19 protein-coding genes are annotated in these 15,140 nt (G+C 72.0%); 8 read left to right on the top strand and 11 right to left on the bottom strand.

The features are described 5' to 3' along the window. Nucleotides 1-29 precede the first annotated feature (29 nt). Nucleotides 30-440, top strand: a complete 411-nt coding sequence (locus EV190_RS09295; protein WP_133741260.1) for a spore-associated protein A — start codon at nucleotides 30-32, stop codon at nucleotides 438-440. A gap of 66 nt (nucleotides 441-506) precedes the next feature. Here the strand turns inward: EV190_RS09295 and EV190_RS09290 are convergent, their stop codons facing one another. The 5 genes from EV190_RS09290 to EV190_RS09270 form a co-directional block, all read right to left on the bottom strand. Next, on the bottom strand, nucleotides 507-1,208 hold the full coding sequence (locus EV190_RS09290) for a DUF3618 domain-containing protein (RefSeq protein WP_133741086.1): 702 nt from the start codon (nucleotides 1,206-1,208) through the stop codon (nucleotides 507-509). Further along, nucleotides 1,184-1,642, bottom strand: a complete 459-nt coding sequence (locus tag EV190_RS09285) for a phage holin family protein (protein WP_133741085.1) — start codon at nucleotides 1,640-1,642, stop codon at nucleotides 1,184-1,186. The genes EV190_RS09290 and EV190_RS09285 overlap by 25 nt, the downstream gene beginning before the upstream one ends. Before the next feature lie 5 nt (nucleotides 1,643-1,647). Continuing rightward, nucleotides 1,648-2,328, bottom strand: coding sequence for a hypothetical protein (locus EV190_RS09280; RefSeq protein WP_208113123.1), 681 nt, complete (start codon nucleotides 2,326-2,328; stop codon nucleotides 1,648-1,650). Nucleotides 2,329-2,469: 141 nt separating this feature from the next. Further along, nucleotides 2,470-3,249, bottom strand: coding sequence for an ABC transporter permease (locus EV190_RS09275; protein WP_279536610.1), 780 nt, complete (start codon nucleotides 3,247-3,249; stop codon nucleotides 2,470-2,472). Further along, complete coding sequence (locus tag EV190_RS09270) at nucleotides 3,246-4,199, bottom strand: ATP-binding cassette domain-containing protein (protein ID WP_133741084.1); 954 nt, start codon at nucleotides 4,197-4,199, stop codon at nucleotides 3,246-3,248. The genes EV190_RS09275 and EV190_RS09270 overlap by 4 nt, the downstream gene beginning before the upstream one ends. A gap of 100 nt (nucleotides 4,200-4,299) precedes the next feature. On the opposite strand from EV190_RS09270, the gene EV190_RS09265 reads away from it, so the two are divergent. After that, a complete protein-coding gene (locus EV190_RS09265; protein ID WP_133741083.1) occupies nucleotides 4,300-5,064 on the top strand; it encodes a TetR/AcrR family transcriptional regulator in 765 nt (254 codons plus the stop codon). A 257-nt stretch (nucleotides 5,065-5,321) separates the two neighbouring features. Here the strand turns inward: EV190_RS09265 and EV190_RS09260 are convergent, their stop codons facing one another. Next, a complete protein-coding gene (locus EV190_RS09260) occupies nucleotides 5,322-6,320 on the bottom strand; it encodes a glutathione S-transferase family protein (protein ID WP_133741082.1) in 999 nt (332 codons plus the stop codon). Nucleotides 6,321-6,476: 156 nt separating this feature from the next. On the opposite strand from EV190_RS09260, the gene EV190_RS09255 reads away from it, so the two are divergent. The 3 genes from EV190_RS09255 (at nucleotide 6,477) to EV190_RS24520 (ending at nucleotide 8,980) form a co-directional block, all read left to right on the top strand. Beyond that, complete coding sequence (locus EV190_RS09255; protein ID WP_133741081.1) at nucleotides 6,477-7,025, top strand: DUF4383 domain-containing protein; 549 nt, start codon at nucleotides 6,477-6,479, stop codon at nucleotides 7,023-7,025. 3 nt (nucleotides 7,026-7,028) lie between these two features. Next, on the top strand, nucleotides 7,029-8,495 hold the full coding sequence (locus tag EV190_RS09250; protein WP_133741080.1) for an SDR family oxidoreductase: 1,467 nt from the start codon (nucleotides 7,029-7,031) through the stop codon (nucleotides 8,493-8,495). Nucleotides 8,496-8,599: 104 nt separating this feature from the next. Beyond that, nucleotides 8,600-8,980 (top strand): MMPL family transporter, encoded by a 381-nt coding sequence (locus tag EV190_RS24520; RefSeq protein ID WP_394345508.1) that lies wholly within the window; start codon nucleotides 8,600-8,602, stop codon nucleotides 8,978-8,980. Between the two features lie 38 nt (nucleotides 8,981-9,018). On the opposite strand, the gene EV190_RS09240 is transcribed toward EV190_RS24520, so the two are convergent. After that, nucleotides 9,019-9,201 (bottom strand): DUF397 domain-containing protein, encoded by a 183-nt coding sequence (locus EV190_RS09240; protein ID WP_394345507.1) that lies wholly within the window; start codon nucleotides 9,199-9,201, stop codon nucleotides 9,019-9,021. Then, nucleotides 9,194-10,042: a helix-turn-helix domain-containing protein gene (locus EV190_RS09235; protein ID WP_341770538.1), complete on the bottom strand. Its 849-nt coding sequence runs from the start codon at nucleotides 10,040-10,042 to the stop codon at nucleotides 9,194-9,196. Before EV190_RS09235 ends, EV190_RS09240 begins: the two co-directional genes overlap by 8 nt. Before the next feature lie 289 nt (nucleotides 10,043-10,331). Between EV190_RS09235 and EV190_RS09230 the strand changes: the two genes are divergently transcribed. Both EV190_RS09230 and EV190_RS09225 read left to right on the top strand, forming a co-directional pair. Continuing rightward, a complete protein-coding gene (locus EV190_RS09230; RefSeq protein ID WP_133741077.1) occupies nucleotides 10,332-10,799 on the top strand; it encodes an ATP-binding protein in 468 nt (155 codons plus the stop codon). A gap of 114 nt (nucleotides 10,800-10,913) precedes the next feature. Next, nucleotides 10,914-11,321 carry a hypothetical protein gene (locus tag EV190_RS09225; RefSeq protein WP_133741076.1) on the top strand — a complete coding sequence of 136 codons (408 nt, stop codon included), beginning with the start codon at nucleotides 10,914-10,916 and terminating at the stop codon, nucleotides 11,319-11,321. 14 nt (nucleotides 11,322-11,335) lie between these two features. On the opposite strand, the gene EV190_RS09220 is transcribed toward EV190_RS09225, so the two are convergent. After that, nucleotides 11,336-12,100: an alpha/beta fold hydrolase gene (locus tag EV190_RS09220; RefSeq protein ID WP_243742462.1), complete on the bottom strand. Its 765-nt coding sequence runs from the start codon at nucleotides 12,098-12,100 to the stop codon at nucleotides 11,336-11,338. 221 nt (nucleotides 12,101-12,321) lie between these two features. Here EV190_RS09220 and EV190_RS09215 point away from each other — a divergent pair, with 221 nt between their 5' ends. After that, entirely contained in the window at nucleotides 12,322-12,897 is a 576-nt protein-coding gene (locus EV190_RS09215; RefSeq protein WP_133741074.1) for a Uma2 family endonuclease, read from the top strand. 21 nt (nucleotides 12,898-12,918) lie between these two features. Here the strand turns inward: EV190_RS09215 and EV190_RS09210 are convergent, their stop codons facing one another. Then, entirely contained in the window at nucleotides 12,919-13,491 is a 573-nt protein-coding gene (locus EV190_RS09210) for a putative glycolipid-binding domain-containing protein (protein ID WP_133741073.1), read from the bottom strand. Between the two features lie 115 nt (nucleotides 13,492-13,606). Beyond that, entirely contained in the window at nucleotides 13,607-15,139 is a 1,533-nt protein-coding gene (putP, locus tag EV190_RS09205; protein ID WP_133741072.1) for a sodium/proline symporter PutP, read from the bottom strand. Between the last annotated feature and the right edge of the window lies 1 nt (nucleotide 15,140).

Raw genomic sequence — 15,140 nt, 5'->3', positions numbered from 1 at the left:
CGCGAGAACGCTCGGGGACAGTCGTGAAGATCCTGAAGAAGGCGGCCGCCGCCGCCCTGGTTGCCGGGACCGTCGTGGCCGGAGGCGTGGCCACCGCCGCTCCCGCGTCCGCCGCCACCTACGGCGGCGAGTGCGGCTCCGGCTACAGCGTCGTCAACTCCAAGAGCATCGGCTCCTCCGGAACGGTGTTCCTGACCTACAACAGCTCCAACGGCTACAACTGCGCCGTCGCCAAGCGCAACACCGCCGGGTCGGCGATCCTGATCGAGGTCGGCCTCTCCATCAGCCCCAAGGGCAACCACTGGGACGCCTACGAGGGCGACTACTTCACCAGCTACGCCGGCCCGGTGTACCTGTCCGCCGCGGGCAGCTGCGTCGACTGGGCGGGCCGCTTCAACGGCGGCACCTGGTACGGCAAGGACGGCACCAACTGCGGGTGACGCGCGGAGACGGGCGCCGCCCGCGGAACCGGGGCTCCGCGGGCGGCGCCCGTCCTCCTCCGGACGCTAGGGCCTGCGGCCGGGATCGTTCGACCGCGTCGTGTCGGCCATCTGGCGGCCCGACTCGCGCGCCTGCTCCGAGACCTGGCGGGCCTGGTCCTGCGCGCTCTCGCGCGTGGCCTGCCCCGCTTCGGCCGCGGTCTCCCTGACCTGGCCCACGGCCCGCTGCGCGGAGTCCTGCGCGCCCTCCCTGAGGTGCTGCGCCGACTCGGTGAAGGACTGCTTGACGGGTTCGACCGCGTCGCCGAACTCGTCCTTGAGCCGCCGGGCCGCCTGGCGCTCGGCCTGGCTCTCGGAGATCACGGACGCCGCCAGCAGGCCGGCGCCGAACGCGATGAGCCCGGCCGCCAGGGGGTTGCCCTGGGTCCGCTCCGCCGCCTGCCCCGGAACCGACCGCACCGTCCGGCCCGCCTGGGACGCGGTGTCCCTGACGTTGTCCTTGACCATGTGCGCGGTGTCCTGGGCCCGGTGGCCCGCGTCGCGGAAGGTGCTCTTGTCGGGAGCCGCACCCATAACCCGCTCCTTCCAGTGGTGGGCCCTGCCGCGAACCTGGTCGCCGCGGCGCCGGGCCATGTGGCGGACCTGGTCGGTGCGACGCCGGGCGATCCGCCTCGGGCTCGTCCGATCGGCGATCCGGTCGACGTCGTCCCGCAGGTCGGCCCGCGTCACCTCGATCTCGTTCCTTATCTCGTCGGGTGTCTGGCCCATTGCGCGTCCTCCTTCAGGGTCTCGATGGTCTGCTCGGGCTTGGGGTCCACCTCTCGCATGCGGTTGCGTCCGAGCACGAACAGCACCGCGCCCGCGACCGCCCACAGCGCGGCCACGATCAGCGCCGCCCATCCGGCGTCCATCACGTTCGCCAGTGCGTACACCAGGGCGAAGCTGGCCAGGACGATGACCATGAGACCCGCCAGGGCGGCCGCGCCGAGCATCGCGGCGGCCTTGCCCGCCTTGGCGCCCTCCTCGCGGAGCTCGGCCTTGGCGAGGCTCACCTCCTGCCGGAACAGCTTCTGCAGGTCGCTCGTCGCCTCGCTGATGAGCTCGCCGAGCGACTCCCGGTCATGCCCCCGTTCCTGCTCCAGTTCCCTCCCCCTCGCCGTTCCCGGCTCGACGCTGGGCAGGGGGACCTGCGGTGTGGACATCTGGGTCAGCTCCCCTCCTGGTAACGGGGCCGGTCGTACGGGGAGTCGTGCGGCGGCACGCCGTACCGGGGGGCCTCCCCCGCCTCGGGCGAGAGCGGCACGCCCGGAACGGCCGTGCCCTCCTCCCGCGGCCGGGGGGTGCCCGCCGCCAGCGGCTCCCCGCCGGACGGGGCCGCGAGCGCGTCCGGCTCCCGCCTGGACTCCTGCGTCACCGCCTTGGCCAGGCGCCCGACGGCGAACCCGGCCAGGGCCGCGCCCGCGAGGAACATCCCGGGGCGCCGCCGCGCGAACGCGCGCACCTCCTCCGCCATGCCCTCGACACCGCGCTCGTCCAGGAAGTCGGCCGCTCCCCGCCCGCTCTGGGCGACCCGGCTCACCACTCCGCGCACCGGGGAGTCGGTCTCCGCCCGGTCCGCCATCGAGGCCAGGTCGTCCGACCAGTGCCGCAGCGCCTCCGAGGCCCGCTGGGTCTGGGTGCGCGTCTCCGCGCCGAGCCGTTCGCGCATCTCCGCGGTGACGTTCTGGAGCTGCGCGCGCGACTCGTCGACGACGCCCCGCGCCTGCTCCTTCGCGGTCGTGGCGACCTCGCCCGCGGACTCCCGCGCCTTCCCCATCGTCTCGGAGGCCCGTTCCCTGGCCTCCTGCCCGGTTCGCCCCGATCCGGGGGTTGCGGTCTCGTACCCCATTACCGCCACCTCTTCATCCTGGGTCTCGTCCTGGATCCGTCCTGGCTTGGTATCGGTTCCGTGCGGTTGGTGAGACTCGCAGCTACCCACGGCTTCTCCCGGTATTCCTCACCCCTCCCCGGACTTCGCCCGAACGGCCGCTCAGCGCGCGGTCCGGCGCCTGAAGAGGACGACCGCCAGGGTCTGCGCGAGGACCAGGAGCCCGCCGAACCAGGCCACCGCCGGCACCGCGTCGCCGCCGGCCGGGCCTCCCCCCACCAGCAGGGCGCGGACGGTCTCGATGACCGGGGTGACGGGCTGGTTCTCGGCGAACCAGCGCAGCCACCCGGGCATCGTGTCGGTCGGGACGAAGGCGCTGCTCGCGTAGGGCAGGAAGAGGACGAAGAAGGGGAAGGCCCCGGCGCTCTCGGGGGTCTTGGCCACCAGGCCGAAGACGGCCGCGAGGGCGGAGACCGCCAGCATGAACAGCACCAGGACGCCGGCCGCCCCCAGCCACTCGAGCGGTCCCGCGGTGGGGCGGAAGCCCATGAGCAGCGCGACGCCGATGACGATGACCATGGACACGACGTTGCGCACCGTGCTGGCCACGACATGGCCGGTGAGCATCGCCGAGCTGAGGATCGGCATGGAGCGGAAGCGGTCCACGATCCCCTCGGCCAGGTCGGTGGCGACGGCGACCGAGGTGGACGCCGCCCCGTACCCGGCGCACACCAGGATGATGCCGGGGACCACGTAGTCGAGGTATCCGGTGCCGGGGTCGATCGCGCCGCCGAACACGTAGACGAACATCAGCAGCAGTACGACCGGCAGGATCACGCCGAGCAGCAGCGAGTCGACGTCGCGGACCATGTGCCGCAGGCTCCGCTCGACCATGGTGAGCGAGTCGGCGGCCGCGTGCCGGAGCCGAGTGCGCGTCTTCACCCGTTCTCCCCTTCGTTCCTGGTGGAGTGCCCGGTCAGGGCCAGGAAGACATCGTCCAGAGTGGGCTTGCGCAGGAGCAGCTGGCCGACGGCCGCGCCCGCCGCGTCCATCCGGTCCAGGAGCTCCTTGACCTGGGCGGGGGCGCCGTCGCCGGGTATCCGCACGGTCAGGTCCGCGATGTCGCTGTCCGCGGGGCGGTCAAGGGCGTCCACGGCGCGGCGGAAGTCCTCCTCCCCGGCGAACCGCAGCTCCACGCTCGCCCCGGGGACGCTCGCCTTGAGCTCCTCGACGGTTCCCTCGGCGATCACGGAGCCGCCGTCGATCACGGCGACGCGGTCCGCCAGCCGGTCGGCCTCCTCCAGGTACTGGGTGGTGAGGAAGACCGTCACCCCCTCCTTCGAGAGCTCCTGGACCGCCTCCCACATCGTCTGGCGGCTGCGCGGGTCCAGCCCGGTGGTCGGCTCGTCCAGGAAGAGCAGCGGCGGCCGGGAGATCAGGCCGACCGCCAGGTCGAGCCGGCGGCGCATCCCGCCGGAGTAGGTCTTGACCAGCCGGCCGCGGGCGTCGGCGAGGTCGAACCGCTCCAGTAGCTCCGCGCCGCGGCGGCGGGCGGCGGCCCGGCCCAGATGGTGGAGTCTGCCCATCATCACCATGTTCTCCTCGCCGGTGAGCCGCTCGTCGACCCCCGCGTACTGCCCGGTGAGGCTGATCACGCCGCGGACCCGGTCCGCCTGGCGCACGACGTCGAACCCGGCGACCACCACCCGCCCGGCGTCCGGCCTGACGAGCGTGGAGAGGATCCGGACCGTGGTCGTCTTGCCCGCGCCGTTCGGCCCGAGCAGGCCGAACACGGTGCCGGTCGGGACGCTGAGGTCGATCCCGTCGAGGACCCGCGTGCGTCCGAACGACTTCTCGAGGCCGCTGACCTGGATGGCCGCGTGGTCGCTCATACCCACCCCCTTTTTAACTGTGTATGCAATATACTCATGTTTACGTTATACACAGAGGTAGGATTTCGCGTCAAGGCACCGAGACGAACGCAGGGTGGCGATGGGCGAGGACAGCGAGACCGGCCTGCCGCGGTCCCTGGAGCGGCTGTGGGGCGTGGGCGAGACGGCCAGGAAGGGCCCCCGGCCCAGCCTGTCCCTGGAGGCGATCATCCGCGCGGCCATCGAAGTCGCCGACACCGAAGGGCTCGGCGCGGTGTCCATGAGCCGCGTCGCCAAGCAGGTGGGTTTCACCACCATGGCCCTGTACCGGCACGTCGGCGGCAAGGACGAGCTGCTGATGCTCATGGCGGACACCGCCGGCGGCTCCCCGCCCGAGCCCGCGGGGACCGGAGCCGAGTGGCGCGCCGGACTCGAACACTGGGCGCGCGAGCACATGAGGACCACGCTCCTGCACCCCTGGGTCCTGGACGTCCCCATCACCGGGCCGCCGGTCGGCCCGGTGACGCTCGCCTGGCTGGACAGCGGGTTGCGGTCCCTCGCCGGAACCGGCCTGGCCGAGGACGAGAAGGTCGCCGTGATCCTGCTCCTCACCAACTACGTGCGCGGTGAGGCGCTGCTGGCCCGGGGCCTGCCCCGGGAGGCCCCGGACGGCGGCGCCGGGGGCCCCGCCGCCGGGGCGTACGAGCGGATCGTGAGCGGCCTGGTCGACGCCGGGAAGTACCCGGCGCTGCGGACCGCCATCGAGGCGGGTGTGTTCGGGGACTCCGCCGAGTCCACCGACGCCGACTTCTCGTTCGGCCTGCGCTGCGTGCTCGACGGGGTCGAGAGCCTCGTCGCCCGCCGCGCGGCGGAGGGACAGGGCTAGGGAGGCTCCGGCGCGGGGGTGATTCGGCGTGCCGGTGCTTCGGGTGGGTCTTTCGACCTCCTGTCACGCGGATCGCGGGGTCACGGCGGGCGGCGACGGCGGGTGGGGGTCGGGGCCGCGCCCACGGTGTCCGTTGCGTGAGGGTTCCGTTGACGGCCTTGGGCTTTCCGCCCTTCCCGGCCCCGAAACGGGTGGAAAGCCCGTGATCATTCCGAGCGAGGGCGGAACCCGAAAAGGTCAAGACCAGCGGGAAAGGGTCACCCCAGCGGCGGGACCCGCTCGTCCTGCGGGGGCGGGCCGGGCGGGGTGCCGTCGCCGAAGGGGCTGCCGCCCAGCGCCTCGCGGCCGTGCGGGGCGGTCCAGCCCGACAGGTCCGGACCGGCCGGGACGATCCCCGACGGGTTGACCTCGGCGTGGACCACGTAGTAGTGCCGCTTGACGTGGTCGAAGTCGACGGTGTCGCCGAATCCCGGCGTCTGGAACAGGTCCCGGGCGTAGGCCCACAGCACCGGCATCTCGGTGAGCTTGCTCCTGTTGCACTTGAAGTGGCCGTGGTAGACGGCGTCGAAGCGCACCAGGGTGACGAACAGGGCGATGTCCGCGACCGTGACGCTGTCGCCGACCAGGTACCGCCGGGTCGCGAGGCGCTCCGAGAGCGCGTCGAGCCGGTCGAACAGCGCGGTGAAGGCCCGGTCGTACGTCGCCTGCCTGCGGGCGAACCCGCACATGTACACCCCGTTGTTGACGTCGCGGAAGACCGCGTCCGAGACCTCCTCGATCTCCGCGCGCAGCGGCGCGGGGTACAGGTCGGGCGCGCCCTCGCGGTGCAGGCCCGCCCACTCGGTGGCCAGCTCCGCCGGGAGGCGCAGGTAGTCGTTGGTGACCAGCTTCCCGCTGGGCACGTCCACGACGGCGGGGACGCTCACCCCGCCCGTGTACCCGGGCTCGCGCGCCGCGTACGCCTCGGCCAGGTAGCGGATGCCCAGCACCGGGTCGCGCCCGTCCGGATCGAGGGTGAACCGCCAGCTCCTCTCGTCCTGGATCGGGTCGGCCACGGCCAGCGACAGCGCGGACTCCAGCCCCAGCAGGCGGCGCGCGATCATCGACCGGTTGGCCCACGGGCAGGCCCGGCTCACCACGAGCCGGTACCGGCCCGGTTCGACCGGCCACCCCCCGCTCCCGTCTGCGGTGATCCGGTCGCCGAAGTGGCTGGGCGACCGCTCGAACTCGGTCTTGTCGGTCTTCTCGGCGCTCATTCGCGCACCTCCTGGTGTCCGGTTCCCGTGATCCTACGCACCCCGGCCCTACCCGGGACCGCGCCTCGGCCCCCTCCGGCGGTCCGCCCAGACAGCCCCCGGCCGCACGGTATTCCGCGCGCGGCCGGGGTAGGGGCCGGGACATCGGGGGTAATCATGAAGCTCAACCAGAACCGGCCGGTGGACCACCGGCTCAGCAACGTCTACCGCTACAGCGCCGGACTCATCGGCGCCGGACTCGTCGTCTTCGGCCTGGTCGGCGTGATCGCCCTGGAGGGCGGGCCGGCCCTCTTCACCACCGAGGGCCGGGTGATCGCGGGGCTGTCCACGAACGCGGCGCTCGGCTTCCTCTCGGTGGCGTTCGGGTCACTCCTGATCGGCGGCGCGATCCTCGGCGGGGCCTTCGCCTCCACGCTCAACATCGTGATCGGGGTGGGCTTCCTCCTCAGCGGCCTGGTGAACCTCGCCCTGCTGGACACCGCGTACAACCTGCTCGCCTTCCGGATGTCGAACGTGATCTTCAGCTTCGTCGTGGGCGTGCTGCTGATGACCTTCGGCATGTACGGGCGCTTCAGCGGCGGCCTGCCGCACGACAACCCGTACTGGCTGGCCCGCCACCCGGAGGGCGAGCGCGCGGAGAGGCCGGACGAGGACCTCGCGGGCGAGGAGGTCCACACCTCCGGAGCCGCTCCGCGGCGGCGCTGACCCGTGCGGGTGCTCGTCACGGGGGCGACCGGCTACATCGGCGGCCGGCTCGTCCCCGAACTCCTGCGCTCGGGGCACCGGGTCCGCTGCCTGGCCCGCTCCCCCGAGAAGCTCCGCGACCACCCGTGGCGCGCCGACGTGGAGGCCGTCCGGGGCGACGTGCTCGACCGGGCGAGCCTGGACGCGGCGCTGGAGGGCGTGGAGACGGCCTACTACCTGGTGCACGCGATGGGCGGCGGCGCGCGCTTCGCCGGCCGGGACCAGGAGGGCGCGCGGAACTTCGCGGACGCCGCGCGCGCCGCCGGGGTGGGACGCGTCGTGTACCTGGGCGGGCTCTCCCCCGAGGGGGAGCGCCTGTCGCCGCACCTGCGCTCGCGCGCCGAGGTCGGCGGGATCTTCCTCGACTCGCCGGTCCCGGCGATTGTCCTGCGCGCCGCGATCATCCTCGGCTCGGGCTCGGCGTCGTTCGAGATGCTGCGCCACCTCACCGAGCGCCTTCCGGCGATGACCACCCCGCGCTGGGTGTCCAACCGGGTCCAGCCCATCGCGGTGCGCGACGTGCTGCGGCTGCTGGTCGGGTGCGCGCGGCTGCCCGCCGACGTCGACCGGGCCTTCGACATCGGCGGTGACGAGGTCCTCACCTACGCCGAGATGATCCAGCGCTTCGCCCGCGTGGCGGGAATCCGCAGACGGCTGATCATCCCGGTGCCGGTGCTGTCCCCGGGGCTGTCGAGCCTGTGGGTGGGCGTCGTCACCCCCGTCCCCGCCGCCATCGCCCGCCCGCTGGTGGAGTCGCTGCGGCACGAGGTGGTCTGCCACGAGGACGACCTCGCCGACCTGCTCGACGACCACGAGCGCCTGGGGTTCGACCAGGCCGTGCGCCTGGCGCTGTGCCGCGTCAGGGAGGCGCGGGTGGACACGCGCTGGTCGTCGGCGTCCTGGCCGGCCGCGCCGTCGGAGCCGCTGCCCACCGACCCGGACTGGGCGGGCGGGTCCCTGTACGTGGACGAGCGCTCCCTCCCGGCGAGGGCCCCGCGCGAGGCCCTGTGGCGGGTCATCGAGGGGATCGGCGGCGACCGGGGCTGGTACTCGTGGCCGCTGGCGTGGGCCGCGCGGGGATGGCTGGACCGGATGAGCGGCGGGGTCGGTTTACGCAGGGGGCGGCGCGACCCCGAGCGGCTGCGGGTCGGCGACTCCCTCGACTTCTGGCGGGTCGAGGAGGTCGAGCGCGGCTCGCTGCTGCGGCTGCGCGCCGAGATGCGCCTGCCCGGCCTGGCCTGGCTGGAGCTGCGCGCGGACACCGGGAACGGGGCCGCCGTGTACCGGCAGCGGGCGCTGTTCCACCCGCGCGGCCTCGGCGGACACCTGTACTGGCACGGTGTCAGCGCCTTCCACGGGATCGTCTTCGGATCGATGGCCGGGAACATCGTCGCCGCCGCCGAACGCGAGGCCGCGCGCGACCGGACGTGACCCCGCCACGGGGCGGGGCAGGCCCCGGCGGCCCGCGCCTCGCCGGACCGCCGGAATCCCGTGAGAAGAGAACGAGCCCGACGAGCCACCGGAGAGGAACCCCTGTGAGCGAGACCGAGACCAGGCCCCCGGCGGGCGGCGCCGAGGGCACCGGCGAGGCGGAGAGCACCGGGACCGTGCTGCGCCGCCACCGCCTGTGGGGCCGCGTGGCGTCGGGCGTGGGCGCGCGCCCGCGCGCCTACTGGCTGGTGACGGCGGCGCTCCTGCTCGTCCTCACCACGGTGGTGTCGTCCGGAGCCGCCCTCGGCGCGGGCGCGCTCGTCTTCGACCCCCTGCTGTTCCTGTTCCAGCTGGCGTTTCTGGTCGCGTTCGGAGTGCTGCTGGACGCGCTGATCGTCCGCTCCCTCCTGGTCCCCGCCCTCAGCCTCGACGTGGGCCGCGCCATGTGGTGGCCCAGCCACCTGAGCCGCGCCGGAAAGCCCTGAGGAAGGACCGGCTGTTCACGGCCGCGCCGGTGCGGGGATCAGAGGGCGTCGCCCTTGGCGGCGGTGAGAAAGGCCCGCCACTCGGCGGAGTCGAAGAGAAGCGCGCCGAGGTGGCGGTTCTGCGTATCGCGCACGGCGGACACCCGAGGGGTGTCGGCGACCTCGACGCAGTTCTGCTGCGCGCTGCTGTAGCTGCTCTTGCGGAACTTCAGCTCATTCACGGTCATCACTCTCTAGACCAGCCATGATGTCTCTGATGTAGACGGGCGACTCTGCGGCTGACAGGGCATGCCCCTGCAACCTTCCAAAAATCAGGCTATACCGCTCGATCTCATCCGGTTTTTCAAGAAAACGGACATCGCTTGCCGTGTCCACGTAAACGATGGACTGGTCCAGCGGGTCCTGGAACTCCAGGAGAGTGAAATCTCCCGAGAGAGCAGGGTGCGAGCCGCTGGAGAAGGGCAGGACCTGAAGATCCACGTTGTGATGCCCCGCCATGTTGACCAGATGCTGTAGCTGGTCACGCATGACTTCCCGACCGCCGATCACCCGACGGAGAGCCGCCTCGTCGATGACCGCCCAAAGGTGTGGAGCAGGCGGCCGGAAGAGGATGTGCTGCCGCTCCATCCGGGCTTGGACGAGACGTCGGATGGACACTGCGTCGTCGGTGAGGCCAGCTCCTTTGAAGACGGCTTCCGCGTACTCGGGAGTCTGGAGGAGACCGGGAACGACAAGTGCCTCATAGGTCCGGATGGCCGAAGCCTCGGTCTCAAAATCAGGCAAGGCACGAGAGCCGAAAGCGTCACGGTAGTTCGCCCACCAACCCTGGACAGTTGCTTCTTTGGCAAGCCTGTGCAGGGCCTCACGCTCTCCCCGTTCTTCAACTCCGTAGAGGTTGAGGAGTTTGTCCAGGTCGTCGGCTGAGAGCCGACGCGATTCCCCGTTTTCGATCTTACTTACCTTCGGAGACCTCCAACCAAGCCTGCCAGCGGTCTCAGAGACAGACCATCCGTTTGCCTCACGGTGCCTACGGAGCTCTGCTGCCAGCCGTCGCAGACGCACGGTCGGACTATGAAGGCGTGATCGCATGCTTCGCACTCTAGACCCTCTCTCTACTAGAAATTTCTTGCAGAACAGTTGACTGCTAGAAATTTCTAGCTGATCATGTCTTCACGGGGAGTTTCCAGTCCTTCATCTCTGAGCCAGAGACTTCTTGAGGTAGACGCTACGCACCCGAAACTTTCCCTGTCTGGAAAATCGCTGGCCACAGAGGCTCCGGCTGCTGTCGGGGCTCTTTTCATCCTTGGGGGTATCTGTGTCATCCGTGGTGTCATCGGGGGCGTTTTCGCCGGTGCGGTGGGAGCCGCGCATCTACGAGGGGTCGCTGAAGCAAGCCGCTGTCGTGCGTTCGCACGTGCGCAAGGACCTGGGCGGGTTCGCTCCGGGGCTGGTGGACGACGTGGAGTTGTGCGTCTCGGAGCTGTTCGCCAACGCGGTGGAGTACACCGCCTCCGGAGGCGAGGGCGGGGAGGTGGTACGGCGACTCTCCCTGCCCGAGGCGGGGCTGCTGCGGGTGGAGGTCGCCGACGGCGGCTTCACCGACACCCGGCCCACCATCCCGGAACTGGCCGGCGACGACTGGTTCACCTCCGAACGCCACCGGGGCCTGCTCATGGTGTCGGCGCTCGCCAAAGGCTGGGGCTTCTACCCGGTGTACGCCCACCCCACCCTGAACCTGGGCCTGGTCGTGTGGGCCGGCCTGCCCGTGGACCCCGCACAGGTCCCCGCCGGCCTCCCCCGGTTCGTGCACACCGCCTGACCACCGTCCCCTCCTCGGTGATCTTGACCTTTCCGGGGTCTCAACCGCGTCCGAGACCCCGAAAAGGTCAAGATCACCGGGAAAACCAGAACCACGGAAAGGACCCCGACACCCATGACCAGCACCGCCACGCACGGCGACATCCTCGCCACCCTCGGCACTCCCGGCGCCGAACGGCAGGACGCGCAGCTCGCCGCGCTCATCCGCCGACTCGCCGACCTCCGCCCCGAGATCGCCATCGGGTGGACACCCCCGTGCTCCGCCACCGCGCCGCGACCGCCCCGGTTCCTGCCCGCCCCCCGCTTCCTGCACCCGCTCGAACCCCACCCCGTCACCGGGCGGTGGCCCACCCGCGACGACTTCCCCGCCGACCGCGACGTCGTGGACTCCATCGCCCGCCTGCGCGCCGAAGCCGCAGGCGGCCGCGCCCCCCGCAAGCCCCGCCGGTACTGGCCCGTACACGCCCGCACCCGCGTCCCCCTGTGGCGGCGCGCGCTCCGCCTGTTCACCGGCGCGCGGTGAAGGCGGCGCGGGGATCAGGCCGGGGCCGGGGCGGTCCGCTCGGCGGCGCGGGTGGTCTCCAGGACGACGGAGGCGACCAGCTCCGGGCGGTCCGCCATCGGCACGTGACCGCAGTCCATCAGGGTGACCAGGCGGGCGCGGCCGACGTGCTCGGCCGCGCGCCGGGCGGCGCGCGGCGGCAGGATCCGGTCCCGGTTGCCCCAGCCGATGGTGACCGGGCAGGTCGGAGCACTCGTCCCGAAGGAGTAGGCCGCGACCTCGGGGGCCAGGCGGGCGAAGGGCGAGCCCGCCGAGATCACCGTGGCGTCGAAGCGCAGGTCCCGGCTGCCCTGCCCCTTCGGGTCCCCGCGCAGCACCCGCCGCGCCACGGCCCGCGCGGGCGGGCTGGACGCCATCGCCACCCGGACGTGCTCGGGGACCCGCGCGGCCGCGCCCATCCCGAGGGTGAGCAGCCGGTTGCCCAGGTTCTCGCGCGCGGTGGTGAAGCCGATCGGTGAGAAGGCCGCGACCGAGGCCGCGAACCCGCGCGCGGCCAGCTCCAGGGCGATCGCCCCGCCGAGCGAGTTGCCCGCCAGGTGCGGGCGCTCCAGGCCGAGCCGCTCGCAGAACAGCGCCACCGTGTCGACCAGCCAGGCGATGTCGTACCGCTCCCGCGCCCCGGGCGCGGCGGACCCGCCGAACCCCGGCAGGTCCGGCGCCACCACGTCGTGCTCGGCGGCCAGCGCCCCCAGCACCGGCCGCCACGCCTGCCTGCGGTGCCCCAGCCCGTGCAGCAGCACCAGAGGGCTCCCGCTCCCCCGACGGTCATAAACGATGCGCGACATCCCCATGAACCACAGGTGTACCCGACGCGGGGAGCATCGGGGACACGTCATAACCCGGGGCTCCGGGAATCCGACATGCGACTGGGTACGTTTTCCACTAGCTTCTCACCCCGAACCCGTCACACACCGATACCAGGGGTGAGCCGAACGTGTCGACCCAGTTGAAGGAGCCGACGTTGTTCGCTGAGCCGCTGCCCGACTGGTTCTTCCCGCCTCCCGGGGGCTGGACCGCCGACGACCTCGACCGTCTTCCCCCCGAGGCTCCACAGCACATCGAACTGATCGACGGAGCGCTCATTGTGACGTCCCCCCAGCGGTCCTTCCACGCCAGAGTCATGCTGCGGCTGGGCAGCGCCCTGGACCTCGCCGCGCCGGAAGGAATCGGCGTCGAGATCGAGATGACGGTCAAACTCGGCGAGCGGCAGCGGCCCGAACCCGACATCCTGGCCTTCCACCAGTCCGAACCGGACAACGACAGGACCTGCTACCTGCCGGAGGAGGTCCTGCTCGTCGTCGAGATCGTGTCCGAGGAGTCCGAGGTCCGCGATCGGGAGACGAAACCCCTGAAATACGCCAAGGCCGGAATCCGGCACTTCTGGCGTGTCGAAGAGGAGAAGGGGCTTCCCGTCGTCTACGTCTACGAACTCGACCCGGCGACGGAGACGTACGTTCCGACGGCGATCGCACGCGACCGCCCCAAGGTGAGCGCGCCCTTCGACATCGACGTGGACCTCAGGCAGCTCGTCGGTTGACCGGGCGCCGCGCGGGCCCGCTCACCGGATCCGCCTCGCCAGGTGCTCGTAGTCGATGACCAGGCCGTCCCTGTCGACGGTCAGGTCGAAGGCCCCGAACCCGGGGTCGCGGTACTCGTACCGGTCCAGGCCCCCGGAGGGGGTCAGGCGGGTGTACCGCTGCTTCATCCGCCGCACCTTCAGAGCGGGCACGTCCACCCACGCGACGTGGATGTCCCGGTACTGCCCCGGCGCCAGGCCCAGGCGGCGGATCGGGAGGGTGTTGGTGAGCGGCGCCGCCGCCACGTCCACGTCCACGCAGCCCTCCAGTTCGGGCGCGCGCTCGCCGTTGACCGTCCACTGCCCGGCCGCGCGCACCAGTTCCAGGACGCGCGTCCCTCCCGCGTCGATCGTGTCCACCCGCGCCCTGCGCGTCGCCCACGCCAGGTCGGTGTCCACGGTGAAGCGGCAGGAGTAGCGCTCCCGCTCGTCCACCACGACCTCCCCGGCCTCCAGCCGGAACCCCGAGGGCCCGGTGGCGAGCGCGCCGACGCAGAGCCCTTCGGAGACGTCGAGCCGGGACCAGGCGACGGGAAGCTCATTGCTGGGGCTCATGCCGACCGTTCTACCGGTTCGCCCCGTTACCGCGCCACACCCGGTGACCGGTCCGCTGCGCGGCGGACGGGGCGGTCCGACCGGCCGGACCGCCCCTCCGCCCCGGTGGCGCCCGTCAGGCACTCGCCCTGACCTCGTCGTCGACCTTCCGGAAGTCGGCCGCCATCTGCTCGCTGGGCTTCGGGCCGAGCGGGTTGAGCGCGAAGACCGCGGCCACGGAGGCGGCGACGGCCGGGACCATCGCGTACAGGCCGATCGGGTCGACGTTGGGCCAGACCAGCGCGACCGCGCCGCCCGCGACCATTCCCGCCAGGGCGCCCACCCAGTTCATCCCGCGCCAGTACAGCGCCAGCACGATGACCGGGCCGAAGGCCGCGCCGAACCCGGCCCAGGCGTAGCCGACCAGCTCCAGGACGCCGTCCTCGCTGGTCAGCGCGAGCACCCCGGCCGCGACCGCGACCCCGACCACGGCGAAGCGGCTGACCCACACGAGCACGCGGGGCGAGGCGTCGCGCCGGACGAACGCGCGGTAGCCGTCCTCGGTCAGCGCGGCGGCGGCCACCAGGAGCTGCGAGTCGGCGGTGCTCATCACCGCGGCCAGGACCGCGGCGAGCAGGAGTCCGGCGACCCAGGGGTTCATGATCGCCTGGATCAGGGACAGGAAGACGCTCTCGGGGTTGGCCAGCGGCTCGTCGAAGTAGGCGATGCCGACGAAGCCGACCATGATGGCCAGCGCCATCGCGCTGACCGCCCACGCCACGCTGACCACGCGGGCCTTCGCGATGTGCGCCACAGAGCGGATGCCCATGAAGCGGGCCAGGATGTGCGGCTGGCCGAGGTAGCCGATGCCCCAGGCCAGGCCGGAGACGATCACGACCGCGCCGAGGGCCTCGGTGGGCCGCCAGGCCCCGTCGGACAGGGCGACCCCGCCCATGACCGACAGCAGGTTCTCGCCGCGCCCGTTGACGCCGTCCGCCAGGCCGCCGAGTCCGCCGACCGCGACGATCCCGACCACCGGGACGACCAGCACCGCCAGCCACATCATGACCGCCTGGACGACGTCGGTGTAGCTGACCGCGAGGAAGCCGCCGAGGAAGGTGTAGAGCACGATGATCGAGGCGCCCAGGGCGACCGCCGCGGCGGCGGGCATGTCGAAGACCTGGTCGAACAGCACGCCCATGGCCACCAGGCCCGAGGCCACGTAGAACAGGTAGAACACCAGGATCAGGACCGCGGAGACCCCGCGCAGCAGCCCCCGGTGCTCGCCGAACCGGTTCTCCAGGAAGGACGAGATGGTCAGGGAGTCCGCCTCCCCGCCGACCCGGGCGTCGGCGGCCCGCTCGGTGTACACGCGCAGCCGGGGCGCGACGACGCGCCAGCTCGCGTAGAAGCCGACCGCCAGGCCCACCGCGATCCACGCCTCGCCCAGACCGGAGAGGTAGATCGCGCCGGGCAGCCCCAGCAGCAGCCAGCCGCTGAAGTCGCTGGCGTTGGCGCTGAGCCCGGACACCCAGCTGTTGAGCTGGCGGCCGCCGAGGACGAAGTCCGACAGGGACGTCGTCCGCTTGTACACCCAGAGGCCGATCGCCACCATCACCACGAAGTAGACGGCGAAGGTGGTTATCGACGCGATGACGGAATCGGTCATG

Source organism: Actinorugispora endophytica (genome assembly GCF_004363075.1).
GTDB lineage: Bacteria > Actinomycetota > Actinomycetes > Streptosporangiales > Streptosporangiaceae > Actinorugispora > Actinorugispora endophytica.
The sequence above is the reverse complement of the archived record's forward strand: the minus strand, read 5'-3'. Positions and strand labels throughout refer to the sequence as shown.

Coding starts and splice junctions, on each gene's coding strand:
- putP (WP_133741072.1), bottom strand. CDS start 15,139: ATGACCGATTCCGTCATCGCGTCGATAACCACCTTCGCCGTCTACTTC.
- EV190_RS09285 (WP_133741085.1), bottom strand. CDS start 1,642: ATGTCCACACCGCAGGTCCCCCTGCCCAGCGTCGAGCCGGGAACGGCG.
- EV190_RS09260 (WP_133741082.1), bottom strand. CDS start 6,320: ATGAGCGCCGAGAAGACCGACAAGACCGAGTTCGAGCGGTCGCCCAGC.
- EV190_RS09225 (WP_133741076.1), top strand. CDS start 10,914: ATGACCAGCACCGCCACGCACGGCGACATCCTCGCCACCCTCGGCACT.
- EV190_RS09265 (WP_133741083.1), top strand. CDS start 4,300: ATGGGCGAGGACAGCGAGACCGGCCTGCCGCGGTCCCTGGAGCGGCTG.
- EV190_RS09280 (WP_208113123.1), bottom strand. CDS start 2,328: ATGGGGTACGAGACCGCAACCCCCGGATCGGGGCGAACCGGGCAGGAG.
- EV190_RS09270 (WP_133741084.1), bottom strand. CDS start 4,199: ATGAGCGACCACGCGGCCATCCAGGTCAGCGGCCTCGAGAAGTCGTTC.
- EV190_RS09255 (WP_133741081.1), top strand. CDS start 6,477: ATGAAGCTCAACCAGAACCGGCCGGTGGACCACCGGCTCAGCAACGTC.
- EV190_RS09210 (WP_133741073.1), bottom strand. CDS start 13,491: ATGAGCCCCAGCAATGAGCTTCCCGTCGCCTGGTCCCGGCTCGACGTC.
- EV190_RS09290 (WP_133741086.1), bottom strand. CDS start 1,208: ATGGGCCAGACACCCGACGAGATAAGGAACGAGATCGAGGTGACGCGG.